The sequence below is a fragment of the Rhodococcus wratislaviensis genome, assembly GCF_041228765.1.
In the GTDB taxonomy this organism is placed as follows: domain Bacteria; phylum Actinomycetota; class Actinomycetes; order Mycobacteriales; family Mycobacteriaceae; genus Rhodococcus_F; species Rhodococcus_F wratislaviensis.
Window position 1 is genome coordinate 776,802 of sequence record NZ_CP150488.1, and the last position, 23,709, is coordinate 800,510.

At 67.4% G+C, this 23,709-nt stretch carries 22 protein-coding genes; 17 read left to right on the forward strand and 5 right to left on the reverse strand.

Annotated elements, in window-relative coordinates; genetic code table 11:
• Positions 1-88: 88 nt before the first annotated feature.
• Both WKC72_RS03520 and WKC72_RS03525 read left to right on the forward strand, forming a co-directional pair.
• On the forward strand, positions 89-487 hold the full coding sequence (locus WKC72_RS03520; protein ID WP_037238113.1) for a hypothetical protein: 399 nt from the start codon (positions 89-91) through the stop codon (positions 485-487).
• Between the two features lie 6 nt (positions 488-493).
• Positions 494-1,894 carry a hypothetical protein gene (locus WKC72_RS03525; RefSeq protein WP_128640478.1) on the forward strand — a complete coding sequence of 467 codons (1,401 nt, stop codon included), beginning with the start codon at positions 494-496 and terminating at the stop codon, positions 1,892-1,894.
• On the opposite strand, the gene WKC72_RS03530 is transcribed toward WKC72_RS03525, so the two are convergent.
• Positions 1,872-2,864 carry a GlxA family transcriptional regulator gene (locus tag WKC72_RS03530; RefSeq protein ID WP_370181764.1) on the reverse strand — a complete coding sequence of 331 codons (993 nt, stop codon included), beginning with the start codon at positions 2,862-2,864 and terminating at the stop codon, positions 1,872-1,874. The genes WKC72_RS03525 and WKC72_RS03530 overlap by 23 nt on opposite strands.
• A 71-nt stretch (positions 2,865-2,935) precedes the next feature.
• Here WKC72_RS03530 and WKC72_RS03535 point away from each other — a divergent pair, with 71 nt between their 5' ends.
• From WKC72_RS03535 to WKC72_RS03565, 7 genes are all read left to right on the forward strand, one after another.
• Positions 2,936-4,246 carry an MFS transporter gene (locus WKC72_RS03535; protein WP_037238107.1) on the forward strand — a complete coding sequence of 437 codons (1,311 nt, stop codon included), beginning with the start codon at positions 2,936-2,938 and terminating at the stop codon, positions 4,244-4,246.
• A 50-nt stretch (positions 4,247-4,296) separates the two neighbouring features.
• A complete protein-coding gene (locus tag WKC72_RS03540) occupies positions 4,297-6,147 on the forward strand; it encodes a long-chain fatty acid--CoA ligase (RefSeq protein ID WP_370181765.1) in 1,851 nt (616 codons plus the stop codon).
• A gap of 39 nt (positions 6,148-6,186) precedes the next feature.
• Positions 6,187-6,948 (forward strand): MerR family transcriptional regulator, encoded by a 762-nt coding sequence (locus WKC72_RS03545; RefSeq protein WP_370181766.1) that lies wholly within the window; start codon positions 6,187-6,189, stop codon positions 6,946-6,948.
• A 71-nt stretch (positions 6,949-7,019) separates the two neighbouring features.
• A complete protein-coding gene (locus WKC72_RS03550) occupies positions 7,020-7,409 on the forward strand; it encodes a DUF5313 family protein (RefSeq protein WP_370181767.1) in 390 nt (129 codons plus the stop codon).
• Positions 7,410-7,577: 168 nt separating this feature from the next.
• The gene (locus WKC72_RS03555) at positions 7,578-9,200 is read left to right on the forward strand and encodes an acyl-CoA carboxylase subunit beta (RefSeq protein ID WP_370181768.1); all 1,623 of its coding nucleotides are present in this window, start codon (positions 7,578-7,580) and stop codon (positions 9,198-9,200) included.
• Entirely contained in the window at positions 9,197-9,469 is a 273-nt protein-coding gene (locus tag WKC72_RS03560; RefSeq protein ID WP_268792175.1) for an acyl-CoA carboxylase epsilon subunit, read from the forward strand. The genes WKC72_RS03555 and WKC72_RS03560 overlap by 4 nt, the downstream gene beginning before the upstream one ends.
• A 26-nt stretch (positions 9,470-9,495) precedes the next feature.
• The gene (locus WKC72_RS03565) at positions 9,496-11,274 is read left to right on the forward strand and encodes a biotin carboxylase N-terminal domain-containing protein (protein ID WP_370181769.1); all 1,779 of its coding nucleotides are present in this window, start codon (positions 9,496-9,498) and stop codon (positions 11,272-11,274) included.
• 39 nt (positions 11,275-11,313) lie between these two features.
• Here WKC72_RS03565 and WKC72_RS03570 read toward each other — a convergent pair whose 3' ends face one another.
• Positions 11,314-12,219, reverse strand: coding sequence for an IclR family transcriptional regulator (locus WKC72_RS03570; protein WP_037240360.1), 906 nt, complete (start codon positions 12,217-12,219; stop codon positions 11,314-11,316).
• 115 nt (positions 12,220-12,334) lie between these two features.
• Here WKC72_RS03570 and WKC72_RS03575 point away from each other — a divergent pair, with 115 nt between their 5' ends.
• Both WKC72_RS03575 and WKC72_RS03580 read left to right on the forward strand, forming a co-directional pair.
• A complete protein-coding gene (locus WKC72_RS03575) occupies positions 12,335-13,240 on the forward strand; it encodes an oxygenase MpaB family protein (protein WP_370181770.1) in 906 nt (301 codons plus the stop codon).
• Positions 13,241-13,374: 134 nt separating this feature from the next.
• Positions 13,375-13,779, forward strand: a complete 405-nt coding sequence (locus WKC72_RS03580) for a hypothetical protein (protein WP_112301375.1) — start codon at positions 13,375-13,377, stop codon at positions 13,777-13,779.
• Between the two features lie 30 nt (positions 13,780-13,809).
• Here the strand turns inward: WKC72_RS03580 and WKC72_RS03585 are convergent, their stop codons facing one another.
• Positions 13,810-14,487: a TetR/AcrR family transcriptional regulator gene (locus tag WKC72_RS03585; protein ID WP_037240368.1), complete on the reverse strand. Its 678-nt coding sequence runs from the start codon at positions 14,485-14,487 to the stop codon at positions 13,810-13,812.
• 36 nt (positions 14,488-14,523) lie between these two features.
• Positions 14,524-15,369, reverse strand: a complete 846-nt coding sequence (locus WKC72_RS03590) for an SDR family oxidoreductase (protein WP_268792180.1) — start codon at positions 15,367-15,369, stop codon at positions 14,524-14,526.
• 41 nt (positions 15,370-15,410) lie between these two features.
• On the opposite strand from WKC72_RS03590, the gene rraA reads away from it, so the two are divergent.
• From rraA to WKC72_RS03610, 4 genes are all read left to right on the forward strand, one after another.
• Positions 15,411-15,881, forward strand: a complete 471-nt coding sequence (gene rraA / locus WKC72_RS03595; RefSeq protein ID WP_005563989.1) for a ribonuclease E activity regulator RraA — start codon at positions 15,411-15,413, stop codon at positions 15,879-15,881.
• Positions 15,882-16,012: 131 nt separating this feature from the next.
• Complete coding sequence (locus WKC72_RS03600) at positions 16,013-17,482, forward strand: APC family permease (RefSeq protein WP_112301373.1); 1,470 nt, start codon at positions 16,013-16,015, stop codon at positions 17,480-17,482.
• Entirely contained in the window at positions 17,482-17,973 is a 492-nt protein-coding gene (locus WKC72_RS03605) for a hypothetical protein (protein ID WP_370181771.1), read from the forward strand. The genes WKC72_RS03600 and WKC72_RS03605 overlap by 1 nt, the downstream gene beginning before the upstream one ends.
• Positions 17,974-17,994: 21 nt before the next feature.
• Positions 17,995-19,350: a dipeptidase gene (locus tag WKC72_RS03610; protein ID WP_370181772.1), complete on the forward strand. Its 1,356-nt coding sequence runs from the start codon at positions 17,995-17,997 to the stop codon at positions 19,348-19,350.
• On the opposite strand, the gene WKC72_RS03615 is transcribed toward WKC72_RS03610, so the two are convergent.
• Positions 19,341-19,568, reverse strand: a complete 228-nt coding sequence (locus WKC72_RS03615; RefSeq protein WP_005263380.1) for an RNA-binding S4 domain-containing protein — start codon at positions 19,566-19,568, stop codon at positions 19,341-19,343. The two genes, WKC72_RS03610 and WKC72_RS03615, sit on opposite strands and share 10 nt — an antisense overlap.
• Before the next feature lie 110 nt (positions 19,569-19,678).
• Between WKC72_RS03615 and lysX the strand changes: the two genes are divergently transcribed.
• Positions 19,679-23,020: a bifunctional lysylphosphatidylglycerol synthetase/lysine--tRNA ligase LysX gene (gene lysX, locus WKC72_RS03620; RefSeq protein ID WP_370181774.1), complete on the forward strand. Its 3,342-nt coding sequence runs from the start codon at positions 19,679-19,681 to the stop codon at positions 23,018-23,020.
• Positions 23,017-23,697 (forward strand): DUF998 domain-containing protein, encoded by a 681-nt coding sequence (locus tag WKC72_RS03625; RefSeq protein WP_370181775.1) that lies wholly within the window; start codon positions 23,017-23,019, stop codon positions 23,695-23,697. The genes lysX and WKC72_RS03625 overlap by 4 nt, the downstream gene beginning before the upstream one ends.
• The last annotated feature ends 12 nt before the right edge of the window (positions 23,698-23,709 follow it).

A 23,709-nucleotide genomic window follows, 5' to 3' on the forward strand; every position in this document is an offset into this window, starting at 1 on the left:
TCCGGGCATCTTCCAGACAAAGGGGGAACCGACGGAGGATACTTACTTACGCCAGTTCATTTCGTACGGTGACGAAAGAGGAACGGTCATGTCCGATGAATCGCTGGTCAAGCAAGGTGTGGCAAAGGGAACGTCGATGGGCGGGGCGGTTCTTCTCGTCACCGTCGGCGTGCTCGAGTTCTTCCAGGGGATCTCCGCGATAGCCAAGGACGACGTGATCGTCGTCGGCATCGAGTACACCTACCAATTCGACGTCACCACCTGGGGATGGATTCATCTCGTGCTCGGCGTGATCGTTGCGGCCGTCGGTGCGGCACTGTTCACCGGGGCCACCTGGGCACGTGTCGCCGCGATGGTGCTGTGCGCCCTGTCGATCTTCGTCAACTTCCTGTGGCTGCCCTACTACCCCGCGTGGTCGATCACGATCATCGCACTGAACGCCGTCGTGATCTGGGCGGTCGCCACTTGGAACCCCGAAGTGATCTGATCCGCAATGGAAGACGGCACGAGCACCGGCCCACTCGACAAGGACGAACGCACCGAACTCCTCCGGTTGCGCGACGAGGTGGCGACGCTGCGCGGACAGGCCGCGGGCGCCGCCGCCGGTGTTCCGGCAGAACCGGTCGCCCGCCCACCCCGGAACGGATTGCGCTGGACGGCCGTCACCATTCTGCTGGTCCTGGTCGCCGTCCTCGCACTCGCGTCGGTCACCGCACGCTTCACGAGAAGTCAGATCCTCGACACCGACCGCTACGTGAGCACGGTCGCCCCCCTCGGAGCGAATCCGGCCCTCCAGGCGGATATCACGAACCAGATCACCGACGAGATCTTCACCCGAGTCGACGTCGAGGGGCTCACCAAGGACGCACTCGAGGCACTGACCGACGTCTCGAATCTCGCAGCGAACGCTCCCCGGCTGGACGCGGCCGTGATCGGCCTCGCACCGGTGATCACCAGCCAGGCAAAGAACTTCGTCCACGACACCGTCAGCTCACTCGTGCAGTCGCAGCAGTTCGAAGATCTCTGGATCCAGGCGAACCGTTCGGCGCACAACGCGCTCGTGGCGGTGATGACGGGGAACTACGGTCTCAGCTCGGTGGAGGTCGACCAGAGCGGCACCGTCAGCATTTCTCTGGGCACCGTCATCGACAAGGTGAAGGCCGCCCTGACCGAGCGTGGATTCGCGTTCGCCGACAAGATCCCCGCGGTGGACAAGCAATTCGTGCTGTTCCAGTCCCCCGAACTGGTCAAGGCGCAGCGCGCCGTCAATGCCCTCGACAAGGCGTCGGCGATCCTGCCGTGGCTGGGAATCGCCTGCGCCGCCGCCGCGGTCGCCGTCGCCCCCACCGGCCGTCGGCTGCGCGCGCTCTCCCTCGCCGGCCTGTCGATCGCCCTGGGAATGCTCGTCCTCGCAATCGGGATTCTCGTCGGACGCGCCATCTACCTCGACAGCGTCCCACCCGACATCCTGTCTCCCGACGCGGCGACGGCGGTCATCGACACCGTCCTGGTGCCGTTGCGGACGAGTCTGCGTGCGGTCGCGGTTCTCGGTCTGGTGATTGCGATCGGCGCCTTCCTCATCGGCGGCTCGTCGTCCGCCACCGCCGTGCGTCGCGGATACGGACAGGCGCTGGACTTCGTCCGCAAGTCCGGCGCCGGCCGACCGCCGAACGAGGTGGAACGGTGGGCCAACCAGCTCCGAGTTCCACTGCGCTGCCTCATTATCGGCGTCGCAGCTCTGCTGCTGATGTTCTGGCGCTACCCCACCGGACTGGTCGTGTTGTGGATCGTGTTCATAGCCCTCCTCGCGCTGGCGGCACTCGAACTGCTCATCCGCCCGGCCCGCACCGCCACCGCGCAGGACTCCGGATCTACGCCGGTGCCTTCGTCGTGACCGACTGGCCCCGAAACGTTCTGCGATACGCCGACGGGGGGACGCCGAGCACCGCGCCCATGTGCTGACGCAGCGACACCGCCGTCCCGAACCCGACCTCGCGGGCGATGACGTCGACGGACAGGTCGGTGGTCTCGAGGAGCTGTCGCGCGCGGTCGACCCGGTGAGTGATCAGCCAGCGGTTCGGGGTGGTGCCGACCTCGTCACCGAACCGCCGCGTGAACGTGCGGACGCTCATGTTCGAGTGCGCGGCCATCCGGCTCAGCGTCAGGGACTCACCCAGCCGGTCCAGCGCCCAGTCCCGGGTGGCCGCGGTGGACTCGGCCGCGGACTCCGGGATCGGCCGCTCGATGTACTGCGCCTGCCCGCCGTCGCGCCACGGTGGGACGACGCATCGGCGCGCCACCTGATTGGCGACGTCGGAGCCGTGGTCGCGGCGCACGATGTGGAGGCAGAGGTCCAGTCCGGCGGCGACGCCCGCCGAGGTGAGGATGTGCCCCTCGTCGACGAACAGCACGTCGGGATCGACCCGGACCTGCGGATACGTCCGCTGGAAGTGTTCGGCGTTGCGCCAATGGGTGGTGGCGCGCAGTCCGTCGAGCAGCCCCGCGGCGGCGAGGATGTAGGAGCCGGTGCAGATGGAGACGTACCGCGTGCCGGGCCGGACGAAGACGAGAGCCGCTTCGAGGTTCGGGGGCAGATGCCCGTCGTCGTAGGCCGGTCCGAGTTCGTAGGACGCCGGGATCACGACCGTGTCGGCCTCGGCCAGCAATTCGGGCCCGTGATCGACGGACACCGAGAAATCGGCGTCCGAACGCACGGGCCGTCCGTCCGCTGTGCACGTCTGCACCTCGTACAGCGGGTTCCCGTCGGCGTCGTGCGCCCGTCCGAAGACCCGCGACGGAATGCCGAGTTCGAACGGGATCACACCGTCCAGGGCGAGCACGACCACCCGATGACGTTCAACCATGGCCAGATTCTTTCACATGTTGTCATTCTGGCAACTGTTCCGAGCGGAGACCGTCCCGCAAACTTACCGTCGTGACGTCCGACATCGCGCCCCCGGCACCTCCCACCCAGACGGCCCCGCCGCGCCTCCACTACGCCTGGCTGGTCGCCGCCGTCGCGTTCCTCGCCCTCGTGGGCGCCGCCAGCTTCCGGGCGGCGCCCTCGATCCTGATCGACCCCCTGCACGAGGACTTCGGCTGGTCGCGGGCGAGCATCTCCTCCGCGGTGTCGATCAACCTGGTGCTGTACGGGCTGACCTCGCCGTTCGCGGCGGCGCTCATGGAACGCTTCGGGATGCGGCGGGTGGTCACCGCGGCGCTGGTCCTGGTGTCCGCCGGCAGCGGACTGACCGTCTTCATGACCGCCACCTGGCAACTGGTGCTGCTGTGGGGCGTGCTCGTCGGGCTGGGCACCGGCTCGATGGCGCTCGCCTTCGTGGCCACCGTCGTCGACCGCTGGTTCGTCGCCCGCCGGGGCCTCGTGACCGGCATCCTCACCGCGGGCAGCGCCGCCGGACAGCTGGTGTTCCTGCCGATCCTCGCAATGGTCGCCGAGCACTACAACTGGCAGACCGTGGCGCTGACGGTGTCGTTCGCGGCCCTCGCCGTCGTGCCGCTGGTGCTCGTGTTTCTGCGCAACCGGCCGTCGGACGTCGGGGCGGTCCCGTACGGCGCCGGACCCGACTACGTCGCGGAACCACCCGCCCCGACCGGTCGCGGCGGTGCCGCGGGCCGGGCCGTGACGGTGCTGCTGTCGGCGGCGCGGACCCGGGTGTTCTGGTTGCTGGCCGGCACGTTCGCCATCTGCGGGGCGAGCACCAACGGACTCGTCGGCACCCACTTCGTCCCCGCCGCCCACGACCACGGCATGCCGGTGACCGCGGCGGCGAGCCTGCTGGCGGTGATCGGGATCTTCGACGTGATCGGCACCATCGCGTCGGGATGGTTCACCGACCGGTTCGATTCGCGCAAGCTCCTCGGCATCTACTACCTGCTGCGCGGGATCTCGCTGATGCTGTTGCCGATCCTGTTCGCGAACACCGTGCACCCGCCGATGATCGCGTTCGTCATCTTCTACGGTCTCGACTGGGTGGCGACCGTCCCCCCGACGGTTGCGCTGTGCCGCAAGCACTTCGGCAGCGACGCACCCATCGTGTTCGGCTGGGTGCTGGCGTCGCACCAGATCGGCGCCGGCATCGTGGCGTTCCTCGCAGGATTGGTGCGCGACCAGTTCGGCGGATACGACTCCGCGTTCTACGTCGCGGGCGGACTGTGCGCGATCGCAGCGGTCATGTCTCTGGCCATCGTCGCGAAACCCCGCAAGGAGGCGTCCGAGATCGGTTGACCTGCGTCGAAACCACTCCCCCGAGCGGCCCCGGTTCCTAAGATCGATACATGGCAGCTCAGCGCGCGTCGGACGAGGTCATTGACCGCTCCAAGATCGAGAATCGGGCTCCGTCGGTAGCCGCACTGTTCGTGGATCGGGTGGCCCACTCACCCAACCGCGAAGCGTTCCGGTACGTCGACGCAGCGGACCCGAAGCAATGGTCCAGCGTCACCTGGTCCGAGGCGGGCGACCGGGTGCGCAATCTCGCGGCCGGCCTCATCGTCCTCGGCGTGCAGGCCGAGCAGCGGGTGGCGCTGGCATCCGCCACCCGCTACGAGTGGGTGCTCGCCGACCTGGCCGTCATGTGCGCAGGCGCCGCCACCACCACGGTGTACCCCACCACCACGGCCGGTGACGTCGCCTACATCGTCGCCAACTCCGGCAGTCGCATCGTCTTCGCCGAGGACGACGCGCAGCTGGCCAAGCTGCGCGAGAACCGCGGCGAACTCGGCGACGTGGAGAAGGTCGTCCTGATCGACGGCGACCCCGGCGACGACGACTGGGTGATCACGTTCGACCAGCTTCACGACCTCGGCGAAGAACTGCTCGCCGAGACACCCGACGCCGTGCACGACCGGATCGAGGCGATCGACCCCGACGACCTCGCCACCCTGATCTACACGTCCGGCACCACCGGGAGACCGAAGGGCGTGCGGCTGTCGCACTCGGCGTGGACGTACGAGGCGGCCGCGATCGACGCCACCGGCATCCTCGACGCCGACGACCTGCAATACCTCTGGCTCCCGCTGTCCCACGTGTTCGGGAAGGTCCTGCTCACGCTGCCGCTGCAGATCGGTTTCGCGACGGCGGTCGACGGCCGCGTCGACAAGATCGTCGAGAATCTCGCGGTGGTCAAACCCACGTTCATGGGCGCGGCCCCCCGCATCTTCGAGAAGGCGTACGCGCGGATCGTCTCCACCGTGCGCGAGGAGGGCGGCCCGAAGGAGAAGATCTTCGACTGGGCCGTCGGCGTCGGGCTGCGGGTGTCGAAGGCCAAGCAGGCAGGCGAGAGTCCGTCGCTGCTCGACTCGGTTCAGCACGCCGTCGCGGATCGGCTGGTGTACAGCACGATTCGCGAACGGTTCGGCGGACGCCTGAAGTTCTTCATCTCCGGATCCGCAGCGCTCAATCGTGATGTCGCGCAATGGTTCGACGCCGTCGGCATCGTCGTCCTCGAGGGGTACGGGCTGTCCGAGACCAGTGCCGCGTCGTTCGTCAACCGCCCGGCGGCGTACCGGTTCGGCACCGTCGGCTGGCCCATCCCGGGCACCGAGACCCGCATTGCCGACGACGGCGAGATCCTCATCAAGGGTCCCGGCGTCATGAGTGGATACCACGAGAACCCCGAAGCCACAGCCGAAGCGCTCACCGACGACGGCTGGTTCCACACCGGCGACATCGGCGAACTGGACGACAACGGCTACCTGCGGATCACCGACCGCAAGAAGGACATGTTCAAGACGTCCAACGGCAAATACGTCGCACCCTCCGCCGTGGCGGCCACGTTCAAGGGCATCTGCCCGTACGTCGGTGAACTCATCGTCGACGGTGAAGGGAAGTCGTACTGCGTCGCCCTGATCTCCCTCGACGCCGAATCGATCGGCGAATGGGCACAGAATCACGGGCTGGGCGGCAAGTCTTTCGCCGAGATCGCGAACGCCCAGGAGACGCGCAACCTGATCGGCGGTTACGTCGAGGAACTCAACGCCGGACTGAACCGGTGGGAGCAGATCAAGAAGTTCCGTCTCCTCGAACGGGAACTCACCGTCGAGAACGGCGAGATCACACCGAGCATGAAACTCAAGCGCAAGGTCGTGATGACCAATTTCTCCGACGAACTCGAGAATCTCTACACCTGAGTTGACCCTCACGCGACGTCAGGCTGCACGGTAGAGGACGTGAGCGAGAAACACACGGTCGGCGTGGTCGCCAGGCTGGTCGGAGTGAGCGTGCGCACTCTGCACCACTACGACGAGATCGGTCTGGTGACACCGTCCGACCGCACACCCGGTGGGTACCGCAGCTATTCGGATGCCGACGTGGAACGTCTGCACCGCGTGCTGACGTACCGCGAACTGGGTTTCCCCCTCGAAGAGATCGCAGCCCTCCTCGACGACCCGGACGTCGATGCCCTCGCGCATCTACGGCGACAGCACGCGTTGCTCAGCGAACGGATCGATCGCTTACACGAAATGGCTGCAGCCGTGGAGAAGATGATGGAGGCGAGAAGCATGGGCATTCAGCTCACCCCCGAGGAGCAGAACGAAATTTTCGGCGACAACTGGCCGGGCGAGGAGTACGCCGCCGAGGCCGAAGAGCGCTGGGGCGAGACCGACGCGTGGAAGCAGTCTCAGCAGCGGTCCGCGAAGATGAGCAAGGAGGACTGGAAGCGAATCAAAGCCGAGGGTGACGCATTCGAGGCGTCGCTCGCGCAGGCGATGGCCGACGGCGTCGAACCCGGGTCCGATCGCGCCAACGCACTCGCCGAGGAGCACCGCGCCGGCATCGAACGGTTCTACGACTGCGACCACGCAATGCAGGTGAACCTCGCCGAGATGTACCTCGCCGACGACCGCTTTCGCCGGCATTACGACGACGTCGCCCCCGGTTTGGCGCAGTACGTCCGGGACGTCATCGTCGCGAATGCCGAGCAGCAGTAGCGGGAACAGAGCGAACTCGACCACGCACCGTCGTCGAGTTCGCTCCGTTTGTCAGCACTATCCTGAGACCCATGTCCGATTCGCAGCGTCCCAGCCCAAGTCAGTACGTCGGGTATCTGTGCGGTCGCACGCTGCCGGATTCGATGCAGGATTGGGTCCGCAACGACCTCGTCGGGCCGGGGGCCTCGGTGCGGTACGTCCTCCGTTTCATGCTTCCCGTCGCCGCGGTGCTCGCGTTGTTCCTCCTCATCCCCGGTCCTATCTGGATTCCGCTGGCGATGATGGCCCTCCTGCTGCTCCCGCTGCTCTACTTTGCGGTCGCGCTGATGAACATCTACCGTCGCCATCGTCTGCTCAGCCACGGCCTCGACCCGGACCTCGTGGGCGAGAAGGCGCAGCGCCGCGCCGATCGCACGCGCGAGGACTACGAGCGCCGCCACGGCCGCACCGAGGACCAGTAGCAGCAGCACGATGCATCACACCCTCTCCTCCGGAGTGACGCAGCGCACGTGAACGATCGATAAGTAATGCGTTAAAGTGGCGGCGTCCGAGTGGGTAATCCCACGAACCACGTACCCCACAGGGTGCAGCGCAGGTTCCGACAGCCTCGACGGGAAGAGCAGTCATAGATGACAGTCACAGATTCGGCGGTCACGCCCGATATTCACACGACGGCGGGAAAGCTCGCCGACCTGCGTAATCGTCAGGCCGAGGCGCAGCACCCGAGCGGTGAAGCCGCGGTCGAAAAGGTCCACGCCAAGGGCAAGCTCACCGCCCGCGAACGCATCACCGCCCTGCTCGACGAGGGCAGCTTCGTCGAACTCGACGCCCTCGCCCGGCACCGCTCGGTGAACTTCGGCCTCGCCGACAACCGCCCCGTGGGCGACGGCGTCGTCACCGGCTACGGCACCGTCGACGGCCGCGACGTGTGCGTCTTCTCCCAGGACGCCACCGTCTTCGGCGGCTCCCTCGGCGAAATCTACGGCGAAAAAATCGTCAAGGTCATGGACCTCGCCCTCAAGACCGGCCGCCCCCTGATCGGCATCAACGAAGGCGCCGGCGCCCGCATCCAGGAAGGCGTCGTCTCCCTCGGCCTCTACGGCGAAATCTTCCACCGCAACGTCCAGGCCTCCGGCGTCATCCCGCAGATCTCGCTGATCATGGGCCCCGCCGCCGGCGGCCACGTCTACTCCCCCGCCCTGACCGACTTCGTCGTCATGGTCGACCAGACCTCCCAGATGTTCGTCACCGGCCCCGACGTCATCAAGACCGTCACCGGCGAAGACGTCACCATGGAAGATTTGGGCGGCGCCCACACCCACATGGTCAAATCCGGCGTCGCCCACTACGTCGCCTCCGGCGAACAGGACGCCCTCGACTACGTCAAGGACCTGCTGTCCTACCTGCCGTCCAACAACCAGGCCGCCGCCCCCCGGATGCTGCCCACCGACCCGATCACCGGGTCCATCGAAGACTCCCTCACCGCCGAGGACCTCGAACTCGACACCCTCATCCCGGACTCGGCGAACCAGCCCTACGACATGCACGAGGTCATCCGCCGCATCCTCGACGACGACGAATTCCTCGAGGTCCAGGCCGAACGCGCCGGCAACATCGTCGTCGGCTTCGGCCGCGTCGACGGCCGCTCCGTCGGCATCGTCGCGAACCAGCCCACCGTCTTCGCCGGCTGCCTCGACATCGACGCCTCCGAAAAAGCCGCCCGCTTCGTGCGCACCTGCGACGCGTTCAACGTCCCCATCATCACCCTCGTCGACGTCCCCGGCTTCCTGCCCGGCACCGACCAGGAATACAACGGCATCATCCGCCGCGGCGCGAAACTGCTCTACGCCTACGGCGAGGCCACCGTCGGGAAGATCACCGTCATCACCCGCAAGGCCTACGGCGGCGCCTACGACGTGATGGGCTCCAAGCACATGGGCGCCGACGTCAACCTCGCCTGGCCCACCGCCCAGATCGCCGTCATGGGCGCCTCCGGCGCCGTCGGGTTCGTCTACCGCAAACGCCTCCTCGAGGCCGCCCGCAACGGCGACGACGTCGACGCGCTGCGCCTGCAACTGCAACAGGAATACGAGGACACCCTCGTCAACCCGTACGTCGCCGCCGAACGCGGCTACGTCGACGCCGTCATCCCCCCGTCCCACACCCGCGGACAGATCGTGGCCGCCCTGCGCCTGCTCGAACGCAAAATGGTCACCCTCCCGCCCAAGAAGCATGGGAACATCCCGCTGTGACCGCGGAGTTGTCTGTCGACGAGGTGCTCGACGAGATCGCGCTGGGCGCCGGCCTCGCCGAAGAGACGCCGGCGGCGCCGGCCGTGACGTTCACGGGCAACCCGAGCGACACGGACATCGCCGCGGTGCTCGCAGTGTTCGCTGCGATCGCCTCGTCCGGTTCCGCGGCGGAAGCGCCCGCGTCCGATAACGATTCGTGGGGCACTCCCGCCCTCATTCTGCGTCGGCAAGTAGCCGCCGCTGCCGTCCTGGTCAACGCAGGCTACTGAAACTGTAGAAAAGGGAAGACATTTCGATGAGTAGTGCACGTATTTCCAAGGTGCTCGTCGCGAACCGCGGTGAGATTGCAGTGCGGGTGATCCGGGCCGCAGCCGATGCCGGCCTGGCCAGCGTCGCCGTCTACGCCGAACCCGACGCCGACGCCCCGTTCGTGCGCCTGGCCGACGAAGCCTTCGCCCTCGGCGGACAGACCTCCGCCGAGTCCTACCTGGTGTTCGACAAAATTTTGGACGCCGCCGCCAAGTCCGGCGCCGACGCCATCCACCCCGGCTACGGCTTCCTCTCCGAGAACGCCGACTTCGCCCAGGCCGTGATCGACGCCGGCCTGATCTGGATCGGCCCCTCCCCGCAATCGATCCGCGACCTCGGCGACAAGGTCACCGCCCGCCACATCGCCGAAAAAGCCAAGGCCCCGATGGCCGCCGGCACCAAGGACCCCGTCAAGAACGCCGACGAGGTCGTCGCCTTCGCCAAGGAATACGGGGTCCCCGTCGCCATCAAGGCCGCGTTCGGCGGCGGCGGCCGCGGCATGAAGGTCGCCCACACCATCGAGGAAATCCCCGAACTGTTCGACTCCGCCACCCGCGAGGCCGTCGCCGCGTTCGGCCGCGGCGAATGCTTCGTCGAACAGTATCTGGACAAGGCCCGCCACGTCGAAGCCCAGGTCATCGCCGACCAGCACGGCAACGTCATCGTCGCCGGCACCCGCGACTGCTCCCTGCAACGCCGCTTCCAGAAACTCGTCGAGGAGGCCCCCGCCCCGTTCCTCACCGACGACCAACGCCACCGCATCCACACCTCCGCCAAGGCCATCTGCAAGGAGGCCGGCTACTACGGCGCCGGCACCGTCGAATACCTCGTCCAGGGCGACACCGTCTCCTTCCTCGAGGTCAACACCCGCCTGCAGGTCGAACACCCCGTCACCGAGGAAACCGCCGGCATCGACCTGGTCCTGCAGCAGTTCAAGATCGCCAACGGCGAACACCTCGACCTCACCGAGGACCCCACCCCCCGCGGGCACTCCTTCGAATTCCGCATCAACGGCGAGGACGCCGGCCGCGGCTTCCTGCCCGCCCCCGGCCCGGTCACCACGTTCATCCCGCCCACCGGCCCCGGCGTGCGAATGGACTCCGGCGTCGAAACCGGCAGTGTGATCGGCGGCCAGTTCGACTCCATGCTCGCCAAACTGATCGTCACCGGCGCCACCCGCGACGAGGCCCTCGCCCGCGCCCGCCGCGCCCTCGCCGAATTCCAGGTCGAGGGACTGGCCACCGTCATCCCGTTCCACCGGGCCATCGTCTCCGACCCCGCCTTCATCGGCGACGGCACCGGCTTCGACGTCTACACCAAGTGGATCGAAACCGAATGGGACAACCAGATCGAACCGTTCACCGGCACCCAGCCGATCGACGAGGACGAAACCCTGCCCCGGCAGAACGTCGTCGTCGAGGTCGGTGGCCGCCGCGTCGAGGTGTCCCTGCCCGGCCAGTTCACCCTCGGCACCGGCCCAGCCCCGGCCGGGGCGATCCGCAAGAAGCCCAAGGCCCGCACCCGCGGCGGCGCCCACGGCGGCGCCGCCTCCGGTGACGCCGTCACCGCCCCCATGCAGGGCACCGTCGTCAAGGTCGCCGTCGAAGAAGGCCAACAGGTCGCCGAAGGCGACCTCATCGCCGTCCTCGAGGCCATGAAGATGGAAAACCCCGTCAACGCCCACAAGGCCGGCACCGTCACCGGCCTCGCCGTCGAACCCGGCGCCGCCATCACCCAGGGCACCGTCCTCGCCGAGCTGAAATAACTTGTGAGTACTTGTCAACCGCCCGCGGTTGACAAGTACTCACGGGTGGCGGCCGTGCATGGCGGCCGTCACCCGCGCCGCGGCGTCGCGGACCAATTCACCGATCTCCGCCGTGCGCACACCCGACATCGGACGGGACGCATCGGCCACACACAGCACGACCGCGGGTTCACCGTCCCGGTCGAACGCCGCGGCATTGATCGACAGCGGCTGGTAGCTGCCCTCCGGGTCGATGTCACCGACCACCGCATCCGCCGACAACAGTTTCCGCGCCTCCCGCAGCGCGACGGTCGAGCGGTGCCCGCCCACACCGCGACCGCGAAGTTCCGACACGGCATCCGCCAGTGAATGCTGTTGCTGTTCCATGCATTCCATCGCGTATCCGCGCTCCCGGACGAGTGCGAGGGCCGGCTCGTACGTCGCCCGCAGCACGTCCACGTCGACACCCAGATTCTGCCCGCCGAGGGCATACCATTCCTCGCGCTGCTCCGGCGGATACCAGGCCGCGATCCCCGACCCGATGGGCGGCGCGAGCAGCACCTTGTCGCCGAGCCGCAGGCCCAGGGTTCCGCGGCGTCCCCCCACTGGTTGCACCACCTCCGCCACCACCACGTCGCTTCCCGATTGCACGAACGCGATGGATGCCATGTCGGACGCGTCGGCCAGTTCGTGCATCACCGACCGCGCGAGGTCGACGACGTCCGTGGCCGTCTCGGCGGCGCGTCCGACCGGGATCAGCGCGGGACCGAGACGGTAGGTCTTGCGGGTGGGGTGCCGGATGAGCCAGCCGGCCTCGGTCAGCGCCACGACCATCGGATAGCAGGTGGCCTTCGCGACGCCGAGGTGCCGGGCGATGTCGGCGAGGCTCCGGGGCGTCTCCGGCTCGTCCGCGAGGAGTTCGGTCAGCATCACGATGCGTTCGGTCTGCGGAGAATTTCGCGCCATGTGTTTGCATAATGCCACTCTGGCGTCGCACTGTGACGGGCGATACAGTCGAGCTGTCTGAACGATCGCTAAATTGCCTGGTCATCTGTCACAGCCGCTGCAGGAAGTGAAACTCATGAAACGCTTCGATCTACGTCACCGGACCGAGCGACTCGATCCCGAGACGCAGCACGAAGAGATCTACCGGATTCTCGCCACGCAGGAATTTCCCTGGGACATCAATCAAGCCCTCAGCTTCGCGCTGTTCCGGACGTACGCCGTGCCCACCATCGGCCGGTTGCTGTTCGAGACCGGCGAGTTCACCGAACGCGTGCAGAAGCGCTACGACGACACCGGACTGATCCTCGACGCCGTCCTCGAACACGGCTTCACCAGCGATCCCGGCCGCGCCGGGATCCGCCGGATGAACCAGATGCACGGCTCCTACGACATCTCCAACGACGACATGCGGTACGTGCTGTCGACGTTCGTGGTGACGCCGGTGCGCTGGATCGACGACTTCGGCTGGCGGAAACTCACCCGCAACGAGATCGTCGGATCCACCAACTACTACCGTGCGCTCGGCAAGTACATGGGTATCAAGGAGATTCCCGAGACCTTCGAGGCGTTCGAGACGTTCCTCGACGACTACGAGCGTGAGCACTTCCTCTTCGATCAGGGTGGCCGCGCCGTCGCCGACTCCACGCTCGAACTCCTCTGCACGTTCCCGCCGAACAACCTCGCGCCCGCCGCCCTGATCAAGCGATTCTCCTGGGCGCTCATGGACGATCCGCTTCTCGACGCGTTCGCCTACTGCAGGCCCTCCCGCCTCGTGCGGACGCTCTCCCGCGGGGCGCTGAAGGCTCGCGCACGCCTCGTCCGGTTCTACCCCGTGCGCACCGAGCCCAAGTTCGCCCGCGACCTCCCCAACATTCGCAGCTACCCGACCGGGTACGAAGTGGAGAAACTGGGCACCTTCCCCAGAACCTGCCCCGTACAGCACACCAACGGTACGGTCGCGCGGGAAAACACCGCATCCTGAACCGCTTTGGAGATGTGATCGACGGAAAGCCGTGTGTTCGAACTATTCTCGGACACACGGCGAATGAGGGTGGGCAACTCCCGGTTCTGCCGTAACGTGGCTGCGCGTAGAGACCGTCGACAGGAAGGGATTTTGTGCACTTCTCGCGAGGGACCCTGACCATTGCCGCACTGGCAGGAGCGGCCTCACTCGCTCTGGCGCCCACGGCAACCGCCGCAACCACCTATCAGATCACCGTCGTTCCGCCCATCGGGACCGTGCACGCCAACAATCTGGTGACGCTCGGCGCGCTGGTCACCCCCACCCCGACCGGCACCGACGGATCCACTCCGGTCGAACTCGAGATCACCGAGCCCGACGGCGACGTGAACACACGAACCATCCCGCTCACCCTCGGTGCCGGGACGGCAGCGATCCGGACGCACGAGGCCGGCCGCTACACAGTCGTGTTCACCTACGCCCCACCGAACGGCACCCCCGCCGAGACGACGACGCAGTTCGACGCCGTTCCGTCACCGGGGCTGGGCCTGGGGAGCTGACAACCGAAACCTGCCGAGGCGCATCGCCGGTCAGACGTCGGCGGTGCGCCTCTTCTTCGGTTTGACGGGAGCCTCGGTGGATCCCACCGTCTTCATCGCGATCTCGACGTACTTGCGGGCAACAGCGTCCGGGGTCAGCTTGCCCTCGGCGTGATACCAACGCGGAATCGACTGGCACATACCGAGAAGCGCCCGCGTCGTCTCCGCGGCATCCGCCACGTCGAAAAGCTCCCGCTTCTTGCCTTCCTTGACGATCTCGAGGACCAGTTCCTCCACACCCTTGCGGACCGTGCGGTAACGCTGCCGATTCTCCGGGCTCAGGTAACGCACCTCGCTCTCGAGCGCCGCCAGCCGGGATCGCATGGTCATCCGCAGCACGATCGCCTCGATGACGTTGGCCAGTCGCTGCACCGGATCGTCGCCGCCGTCGGCGCTCGCGGCGTGGGCGCGCTCGAGAACGTCGCTGGTGGAGAGTTCCAGGAGCGCCAGGAGAACGGCCTCCTTGTTCTCGTGGTGGTAATAGAGAGCGGGTACCGTGACACCGACTCGGCGGGCGATGTCGCGCACCGAGGTGCCGTGGAAGCCGTGTTCGTAGAACGCGTCGAGGGAGGCGCTGAGGATCGGCGTCAACTTCGTGGGTTCGAGGCGGCGCCAGTCTGCTGCGTTGCCGACCTCGGTGGGCGTCGCACCCTTGGATGAGCTGACCATCAAAGACCTATCTACCGCTCGCTATGCCAGGACGGGTCAAGTGTAGCTGTTCAGATAGTCGGCGAAGGTCTGCGGCGGCCGACCGGTGAGCGTCTCGACGTCCCCCGTCACCACGGCCAACTCACCGGCCGCGATCGCTGCGTACGAGGTCACCCACCCTGCGACCTCGAAGTCCGGCGCCCCGAAGTGAGCGCGGGACGCGTACGCCTCGTCCAGGGTCTCGTTCTCGAACCGCACCGAACGTCCGGTCACCCTTGTGATCGTCTCGGCGGCCTCCGTGAGGGTGAACGCTTCCGGTCCGGTCAGCCGGTAGGTGACGCCGTCATGGTCGCCGTTGCCGGTGGTGAGCACCGCCGTCACCGCATCGGCGACGTCGTCCGGCGCCACCGCGCTCACCCGGCCGTCCCCGGCGGGACCCCGGATGACGCCCTGCTCGTCGGCCATCAGCGGGATCATCGACTGGTACCAGCTGTCCTGCAGGAACGTGTACTTCAGACCACTCTCCCGGATGTGCTGCTCCGTGAAGTAGTGGTCGCGCCCGAACGTGAACGTGCACTCGGGCGCCGCGCCCAGAAACGACAGGTAGACGATCCGCTCCACCCCGGCGGCACGGGCGGCGTCCACGGCGGTGCGGTGCTCCTCGCGGCGGGTGGCGCTCTCGTGGCCCGAGACCAGGAACAGCAACCGGACGCCGTCCAGCGCGGCGGTCATCGCCGGACCGTCGGCATACGTGGCCACCGCGAACGCGGAGTCGAAATGCTCGGCCAGCGGCTCGAGCCGCTGCGCGTTCCGCCCGATCAGCCGGACCCCGGCGCCGCCGCCGAGCCGCTCGAGCACCTTGCCGCCGATGGACCCCGTGGCTCCTGTCACTGCAATGGTCATGGCCCGCATTCTCCCAGCGCCTGCCCTCTATCCTGACGCGTATGACTGAACCCGTGGCAACCGCTGACCTGGCAGACGAGATCGGACCCGACATCCGGAGCTGCGACACGCAGTTCATCCAGTTCGGTGGCCGTGAAGTGTTCTCCGGCCCCATCACCACCATCAAATGCTTCCAGGACAACCTGCTGGTCAAGCAGACCCTCGGCGAGCCCGGCAACGGCGGCGTCCTCGTGGTCGACGGTGACGCCAGCATCCACACCGCCCTGGTCGGCGACATCATCGCCGGACGCGGCGTCGACAACGGCTGGGCCGGCGTGATCGTCAACGGTGCGGTCCGCGACTCGGCGATCCTGAAGACCCTCGACATCGGCGTCAAGGCGCTGGGCACCAACCCCCGCAAGAGCACCCAGACCGGCTCCGGTGAGAAGAACGTCCCCATCGAGATCGGCGGCGTCACGTTCAATCCCGGCGAGACCGTCTACAGCGATCAGGACGGCGTCGTCGTCCGCTGATCCGGCGAGAACCGAGCGGCGGTTCGGTATCTATCGGTCCCGAACCGCTGCGAGGCTTCGAGCGCTGACGCAATAATCCGGAGGAATCCAGCGGTCGTTCGCACGACCCGCTCCTACGGAGGGTGAAGCCGATGAGTGTCGACGCCGCCGGAGAGACCAGCCGGGAAGACGCGCCCCGATCGGTGCGAGCCGCGCCCCGGCAGCAATACATCACCTGGATCGCGCTGGCCATGATGACCACCAGTTCGGTGGCCAGTCTGAGATCGGCACCCTCGATGGCCGTGTACGGGCTGGCCTGCGTGTTCCTGTACGTCGTGCCCGCCATCGTCTTCCTGCTGCCGACGTCGCTGGTCTCCGCGGAGCTCGCCTCCGGATGGTCCGGTGGCGTCTACCGCTGGGTGGGCGAAGGCATCTCGGCGAAGATGGGATTCCTGGCCGTCTGGTGCCAGTTCGCGATGACGATCTTCTACTATCCGACGCTCCTCGCCTACGTCGCGAGCACCTTTGCGTACGTGATCAATCCGGCCCTCGCCGCGAACGGGCTGTACACGGCCATCATCATCGTCACCCTGTTCTGGACCGGTGTTCTCGTGTCCTCCCGGGGAATGAAGGCCGTCGCGGGTCTGTCGAGCGCCGGACTGGTACTGGGCACGTTGATTCCCGGTGTGCTGCTCATCGTGATGGGCATCGTGTTCCTCGGCCAGGGCAATGCCTCGGCCGCACCGATGGAATTCAGCGCCCTGCTCCCCGCCTGGACCGGCATCGCCAGTCTCGTGCTGATCGTCAACAACTTCCTCTCCTACTCGGGCATGGAGATGAATGCCGTCCACGTCTCCAGCCTGCGGAGACCGGCGAGCGAGTTCCCCCGGGCGATGTTCGTGGCCATGGGACTGGTCCTCGGAATCTTCATCCTTCCCGCCATCGCCATCAGCTGGGTGGTGCCCGCCGAGAAGCTGTCGCTGACCGCAGGCGTGATGCAGGCGTTCGACACCTTCTTCGCCCACTTCGGGTTCGGCTGGGCCACTCCCGTTCTCGCCCTCATGCTCATCGCCGCCTCCCTCGGCGGCATGCTCACCTGGCTCGCGGGACCGTCCAAGGGACTGCTCATGATCGGACGCCAGGACGGATTCCTGCCACCGATCCTGCAGCGGCTCAACAAACACGGCATCCAGCAGAACATCCTGGTGGCGCAGGGTGTGGTCACCACCCTGATCGCCCTTCTCTACGCGTTCATCCCCGAGGTGTCGAGCGCGTACTGGATCCTCTCCGTCATCACCACCCAGGTGTATCTCGTGGTGTACGTGCTGATGTTCGTCGCCGCGATGCGGCTGCGCAGGCAACAGCCGGACCACCCCCGCGGCTACCGTGCGCCCGCGCTGTTCGTGCTGTGCTGGGTGGGCATCGTCGCGAGCCTCGCCGCCTTCTGCATCGGCTTCGTTCCGCCCTCCCAATTCGGCGGCGGCAGCGTGCTCGTCTACGTCCTCATCGTCGGGGGCGGATTCGGAATCGTCGGACTCGGCGTCCCGCTGCTGATCCTCGCGCTCCGCAAACCGTCCTGGAAACAGGACCTGGCGGCCGACCCGCTCGCCGGGGAGGCATGATGACCACCTCCGGGCGCATGGGCCCCGACGACCAGTCCGTGAACACCGCCCCGGTCGACGACCTGCACAAGAGACCTGAAAACACCCACTGGATCCTGTATTCCGTCCTTGCCGCCGCGTTCGTCGGACTCCTCGTCTGGGGTCTCGTGGTGTTCAACCAGCACAAGCAGTCCGCCGAGGCGGTAGCCAAGGCCACCGAACTGTCGGAACGATTCGAACGAGCCGGGCTCGGGCCGCTCGACGTCGACGCCTCCGCCCGCGTGCTCGGAACCGACGGTGCCGCGGCGTGCACCGATCCGGACAACGCCCTGAAGACGGGCGTGCTGGATCAGCAGCTGGTGAGCGGAGCAGCCGGGCCCGGACAGCGTCCGATTCTCGCGACCAGCAATCTCGTCGAGGGCGAGCGACTGGCGATCTCCGTGTACTGCCCGGACAGGTCGGCGGAATTCGAGTCCGCCGTCGCCGATCTGAAACTCGTGGACGAGAATTAGGGGAACCCCGAGGAGGCGTTGATGTCCGACGAAATCCGTTCCAAGGTAGCCGAGCTGATGCCCGCGGCGCGTGACGAACTCGCCGCGCTGGTGGCGATGCGGTCGGTGGCCGATCCGCGGCAATTCCCACCGGAGGAATGCGTTAGCGCCGCCGAATGGGTCCGGGACGCCTTCATCGGAGCCGGAATCGGACAGGTCGAACTGCTCGAGACATCCGACGGTTCACACGCCGTCGTGGGCCACCAGGCCGCGCCCGAGGGTGCCCCGACGGTACTGCTGTACTGCCACTACGACGTTCAACCGCCCGGCGACGAGAAGCTCTGGCACACCGACCCCTTCACCCTCACCGAGCGGGACGGCCGCTGGTACGGGCGCGGCGCGGCCGACTGCAAGGGCAACATCGTGATGCACCTGCTGGCGCTGCGCGCGCTCGGCACCCCGTTCCCCGTCGGCATCAGAATCGTCGCCGAAGGGTCGGAGGAAATGGGTACCGGCGGGCTCGAGAACCTCGTCGAGGCCAGGCCCGAACTCTTCGACGCCGACATGATCCTCGTCGTCGACACCGGAAACGCCGCGGTCGGCAGCCCGACCGTCACCACAACGCTGCGCGGCATCGCGAACGTCGTGGTCCACGTCGAGACCCTGGCCGGGGAGGTGCATTCGGGCATGTTCGGCGGACCGGCCCCCGACGCGCTGGCCGCCCTCGTCCAGATGCTCGCCACCCTGCGTGACGCGGACGGCAACACCGTCGTCGACGGGCTCGACTCGGACCAGAAGTGGGCGGGCGTCGACTACCCCGAGGCACAGTTCCGCACCGACGCCGGCGTGCTCGACGGTGTGAGTCTCGCCGGTACGGGTTCCGTCGCCGACGCCGTGTGGGCACGGCCTGCCCTGACGATCCTCGGCATCGACTGCCCGCCGGTGGTCGGCTCGGCCGCCGCCATCCAGCCGCGCGCATCGGCCCGTCTCAACCTGCGGGTGCCGCCCGGCATGGACCCGCAGAAGGCGCAGGACGCGCTCGCCGCGCACCTCGAGAACGCCGCCCCGTGGAATGCGCGGGTGACCGTGGACCGCGAAGCGGTGGGCTCCCCGTTCCGGGCGACCACCGACGGTCCCGGTTACGCCGCACTCGGCGCGGCGATGGAGGAGGCGTTCGGGAAGGAACTCGGAACCGTCGGGCAGGGCGGCTCCATCCCGCTGTGCAACGTCTTCTCCGCCGTCGTCCCGAATGCGGAGATCGCCCTGATCGGGGTGGAGGAACCGCGCTGCCTCATCCACGCCCCCAACGAAAGTGTGGATCCCAGCGAGATCGAGAACCTCGCCGTCGCCGAGGCGCTGTTCCTGCAGAGGTTCGCGACCGCGAACCGTCAGGACTGAGAACTGACCCGGGCCGTCATCCCACCGATCTCCACGACGTCCCCGTCCCGCAACTGCCGCCCCCGCCGCACCTCGACCTCACCGTTCACCGACACGAGTCCGTCGGCGATCACTTCCTTCGCCTCCGCACCCGACTCGATGAGGTTGGCGAGCTTGAGGAATTGGCCGAGGCGGATGGATTCGTCGCGGATCGGGACGGCGTCGTGAATGTCGGACATGCCTCTATCTTCCCTCTCCACCCAAATCGCGGCCCGACGGCTCACACTGAACACTGGAACACCTGTCTCCCGTGATCGGTACGTATCTCTCGCCGGGAAGGAAACGCTCGATGTCAGCTAGCACCGAGACACACCACGCGTCCGAGGCCGACCTCACCGCACCACGGCCCCGACCCGCACTCGGCTCGAAGAACGGGCGCCTGCACCAGGTTCCTCACATCGCGGGACTGATCCTGGGCGTCTTCTCGGTGCTCGTGTTCCTGTGGAGCATCTCGCCGGTGCTGCGCTACTACGTGCACGTGCCGCGGGAGTACATCGACACCTACTACTTCGACGCTCCCGACACCAGCCTGTCGTGGGCGCTGGTGGTCGCGCTGCTCGCGGCGGCGCTGGCGAGCCGCAAGCGCATTGCCTGGTGGCTGCTGACGATCTACCTGACTCTGATCCTGATCACCAACGTGATCGTGAGCATCACCGACCGGAACGTGAACGCGATGCTCGCCGCCGTGGTCCAGGTGGTGCTGATCGGAATCCTGATCGCGGCCCGGCCCGAGTTCTACACCCGAGTCCGGCGCGGTGCAGGCTGGAAAGCGCTGGGCGTGCTCATCGTCGGTCTCGCCATCGGCACCCTCGTCGGGTGGGGACTCGTCGAATTGTTCCCCGGCACGCTGCCGCAGGGCGAGCGTTTCCTGTGGGCGCTCAACCGCGTGACCGCGCTCGCCGCCGCCGACAACGAACAGTTCAGCGGGCGGCCACACGGATTCGTCAACACCCTCCTCGGCCTGTTCGGCGCGATCGCCCTGCTGGCCGCCGTCATCACCCTGTTCCGCGCCCAGCGCTCCCACAACGCGCTCACCGGCAACGACGAATCGGCGCTGCGCGGACTGCTGTTGCAGTACGGCGCCGACGACTCCCTCGGCTACTTCGCCACCCGCCGCGACAAGGCCGTCGTGTTCGCCCCCAGCGGGAAAGCGGCCATCACCTACCGTGTCGAACTGGGCGTGTGCCTGGCCAGCGGCGACCCGATCGGCGACCCGGAGGCGTGGCCGCACGCGATCGAGGCGTGGCAGGCACTCGCGTCCCAATACGGTTGGGCCACCGCCGTGATGGGCGCCAGCGAAACCGGCGCCACCGCGTACAACAAGGCCGGTCTCACCGTGCTCCAACTCGGCGACGAAGCCATCCTCCGCACCCGCGAGTTCAACCTCAGCGGACGCGACATGCGGCAGGTCCGGCAAGCCGTCACCCGTGTCCGGCGCCAAGGAGTCACCGTCCGGATCCGCAGGCACCGGGACGTCCCCGCGGAGGAGATGGCCGAAACGATCCGGCTCGCGGACGCGTGGCGCGACACCGAGACCGAGCGCGGATTCTCCATGGCCCTAGGCCGACTCGGTGACCGTCTGGACGGCGACTGCCTGCTGGTGGAGGCGATCGCCGAGGACGGTGAGATCGACGGCATCCTGTCGCTGGTGCCGTGGGGGCCCACCGGTGTCTCCCTCGACCTGATGCGCCGCAAGCCGACCTCCCCCAACGGGGTGGTGGAACTGATGGTGTCCGAACTGGCCACCACCTCGGATCAATTCGGCATCACCAAGGTGTCGCTGAACTTCGCGGTGTTCCGCTCGGTCTTCGAGGAAGGCTCCCGCATCGGGGCAGGACCCATCCTGCGGATCTGGCGCTCGATCCTCGTCTTCTTCTCCCGCTGGTGGCAGCTCGAGGCGCTCTACCGGTCCAACGTGAAGTACCAGCCGGAATGGGTTCCGCGGTACCTCTGCTTCGAGGACAACCGGGAACTGCTGCGCGTCGGATTCGCGTCGGCCGTCGCGGAAGGATTCGTGACCCTGCCCCGGTTCGGCCGCTCCGGAACCCGGGACGCCCTCGAGCACACCGGCACCCACGCCGCGGTCCCCACCGCCCTCGTCGCCGCCGAAGGGCTGCACTCCGACGGCAGCGCACCCGGCGAAGGCCTCGCACCGGCGGCGACCGGACCGAGACGTCCCGAGCAGGTCCGCGTCCGGCTCGACAAACTGGCCGGCCTCGCCGAACAGGGCATCGACCCCTACCCCGTCGCGTATCCGCCGACACACACGGTGACGGAGGCCGTGGAGTCGCCGGAGGGAACGACGGTCCGCATCGCAGGCCGGTTGCTCCGGATCCGCGACTACGGCGGGGTCGTGTTCGCGGTGGTCCGGGACTGGTCCGGCGACATCCAGATCCTCGTCGACGAGGCCCGGGTAGGCACCGACCGCATCCGGGCATTCGCCGCCGAGTTCGACCTCGGTGACCTCGTCGAGGTCGCCGGCGTCATCGGATACAGCCGCCGCGGAGCGCTGTCGCTGCTCGCGAACGAGTGGCGCATGACCGGCAAGTGCCTGCACCCCCTGCCGGACAAGTGGAAGGGCCTGTCCGACCCGGAGACCCGCGTCCGGCAGCGATACGTCGACCTCGCCATCAACTCCGACGCCCGCCGACTGCTCGAGGCCCGCAGCGCCGTCGTGAAATCGCTGCGCGATTCGCTCGGCGGCCGCGGATTCCTCGAGGTGGAGACCCCGATCCTGCAGCAGGTGCACGGCGGCGCCAACGCGGCACCGTTCCTGACCCACATCAACGCCTACAACCTGGACCTGTACCTGCGGATCGCGCCGGAGCTGTACCTCAAGCGGTTGTGCGTCGCCGGCATGGAGAAGGTGTTCGAGATCGGCCGCGTGTTCCGCAACGAGGGCGTCGATTTCAAACACAACCCGGAGTTCACGATCCTCGAGGCGTACGAGGCGCACAGCGACTACGAGAAGATGATGGTGCTGTGCCGGGAGCTCATCCAGACCGCGGCGATCGCGGCATACGGGCGCGAGATCATCATGCGCCCCGGCCCCGACGGCACACTCGTGGAGGTCGACATCTCCGGCGAATGGCCCGTCAAGACGATGCACCAGGCGGTCGCCGAGAAACTCGGCGTCGACGTCTCACCCGAGACGCCGCTCGCGGAACTGCAACGGCTGTGCGACGAGCACGAGATCCCGTACCAGTCCACCTGGGACGCGGGCGCCGTGGCGCAGGAGATGTACGAGCACCTGGTGGAGGACTACACCGAGTTCCCCACCTTCTACACCAACTTCCCGACGTCGATGTCACCGCTCACCCGGCCGCACCCCACGATTCCGGGCGTCGCCGCGAAATGGGACCTCGTCGCGTGGGGTGTCGAACTCGGCACCGCGTACAGCGAACTCACCGACCCGGTCGATCAGCGGAACCGTCTCACCGAGCAGTCGATGCTCGCGGCAGGCGGCGACGAGGAGGCGATGGAACTCGACGAGGACTTCCTGCAGGCCCTCGAACACGCCATGCCCCCGACCGGTGGGCTCGGGATGGGCGTCGACCGGGTGGTCATGCTCATCACCGGCGGCAGCATCCGTGAAACACTCGCGTTCCCCCTGGCCAAGCCGAGGCAATGACCTCCCGTGGCCGGGTGGCCGTCGCGGCGCTGCTGATCCTCGGCGCCGTCGGCTACGCGTCGTGGCTGCTCGAATTCGTGCTGGACACGGGCATCGACCCGCTGCGGGGATTCGCGAGCGAACTCGCCGCCGCGGACCAGCCGTACGGATTCTGGTTCCGGACCGGCGACCTGCTGACCGGATGCATCGTCGCCGTGGCCGGGGTGCTGGGACTGTCGCGGTACTCGCAGGGCTGGGTGACGGCGGTCGGGTGGCTCGCGCTGATCGTGTTCGCGCTCGCGACCATCGCGGATTCGCGTCTGCCGATGAGCTGCGCGGCCACCAACGACCCCGTCTGCGCTGCGCGTGAGGCCGCCGGACACCTGCCACTCACTCATGATCTGCACGCCGTGACCAGCGCATCCGCCTCGACGGGAGGTGTGGTGTCGAGTCTCGCGTTCCTGTTGGCCGCGTTCCGCTTCCGCTGGCCGACCTGGTTGAAAATTTGCGGCGCGGCCGTCGCGACGGTGTTCGTCGGGGGCACGGTCTGGACGCTGACGGCCGCGGGAGTGCGCGACGAACAGGACGCCTGGCTCGGACTCGGCCAGCGCGTCCAGCTGCTCGCGTTCTGCGGATGGCTGATCTTCGTGGCGCTCAGCGTGATTCACGTCACCCCGGAAACGGATGGTTCCACGTGAAACGTCCTGGGG

Coding starts and splice junctions, on each gene's coding strand:
- WKC72_RS03520 (WP_037238113.1), top strand. CDS start 89: ATGTCCGATGAATCGCTGGTCAAGCAAGGTGTGGCAAAGGGAACGTCG.
- WKC72_RS03525 (WP_128640478.1), top strand. CDS start 494: ATGGAAGACGGCACGAGCACCGGCCCACTCGACAAGGACGAACGCACC.
- WKC72_RS03530 (WP_370181764.1), bottom strand. CDS start 2,864: ATGGTTGAACGTCATCGGGTGGTCGTGCTCGCCCTGGACGGTGTGATC.
- WKC72_RS03540 (WP_370181765.1), top strand. CDS start 4,297: ATGGCAGCTCAGCGCGCGTCGGACGAGGTCATTGACCGCTCCAAGATC.
- WKC72_RS03550 (WP_370181767.1), top strand. CDS start 7,020: ATGTCCGATTCGCAGCGTCCCAGCCCAAGTCAGTACGTCGGGTATCTG.
- WKC72_RS03555 (WP_370181768.1), top strand. CDS start 7,578: ATGACAGTCACAGATTCGGCGGTCACGCCCGATATTCACACGACGGCG.
- WKC72_RS03565 (WP_370181769.1), top strand. CDS start 9,496: ATGAGTAGTGCACGTATTTCCAAGGTGCTCGTCGCGAACCGCGGTGAG.
- WKC72_RS03570 (WP_037240360.1), bottom strand. CDS start 12,219: ATGGCGCGAAATTCTCCGCAGACCGAACGCATCGTGATGCTGACCGAA.
- WKC72_RS03575 (WP_370181770.1), top strand. CDS start 12,335: ATGAAACGCTTCGATCTACGTCACCGGACCGAGCGACTCGATCCCGAG.
- WKC72_RS03585 (WP_037240368.1), bottom strand. CDS start 14,487: ATGGTCAGCTCATCCAAGGGTGCGACGCCCACCGAGGTCGGCAACGCA.
- WKC72_RS03590 (WP_268792180.1), bottom strand. CDS start 15,369: ATGACCATTGCAGTGACAGGAGCCACGGGGTCCATCGGCGGCAAGGTG.
- rraA (WP_005563989.1), top strand. CDS start 15,411: ATGACTGAACCCGTGGCAACCGCTGACCTGGCAGACGAGATCGGACCC.
- WKC72_RS03600 (WP_112301373.1), top strand. CDS start 16,013: ATGAGTGTCGACGCCGCCGGAGAGACCAGCCGGGAAGACGCGCCCCGA.
- WKC72_RS03605 (WP_370181771.1), top strand. CDS start 17,482: ATGACCACCTCCGGGCGCATGGGCCCCGACGACCAGTCCGTGAACACC.
- WKC72_RS03610 (WP_370181772.1), top strand. CDS start 17,995: ATGTCCGACGAAATCCGTTCCAAGGTAGCCGAGCTGATGCCCGCGGCG.
- WKC72_RS03615 (WP_005263380.1), bottom strand. CDS start 19,568: ATGTCCGACATTCACGACGCCGTCCCGATCCGCGACGAATCCATCCGC.
- lysX (WP_370181774.1), top strand. CDS start 19,679: ATGTCAGCTAGCACCGAGACACACCACGCGTCCGAGGCCGACCTCACC.
- WKC72_RS03625 (WP_370181775.1), top strand. CDS start 23,017: ATGACCTCCCGTGGCCGGGTGGCCGTCGCGGCGCTGCTGATCCTCGGC.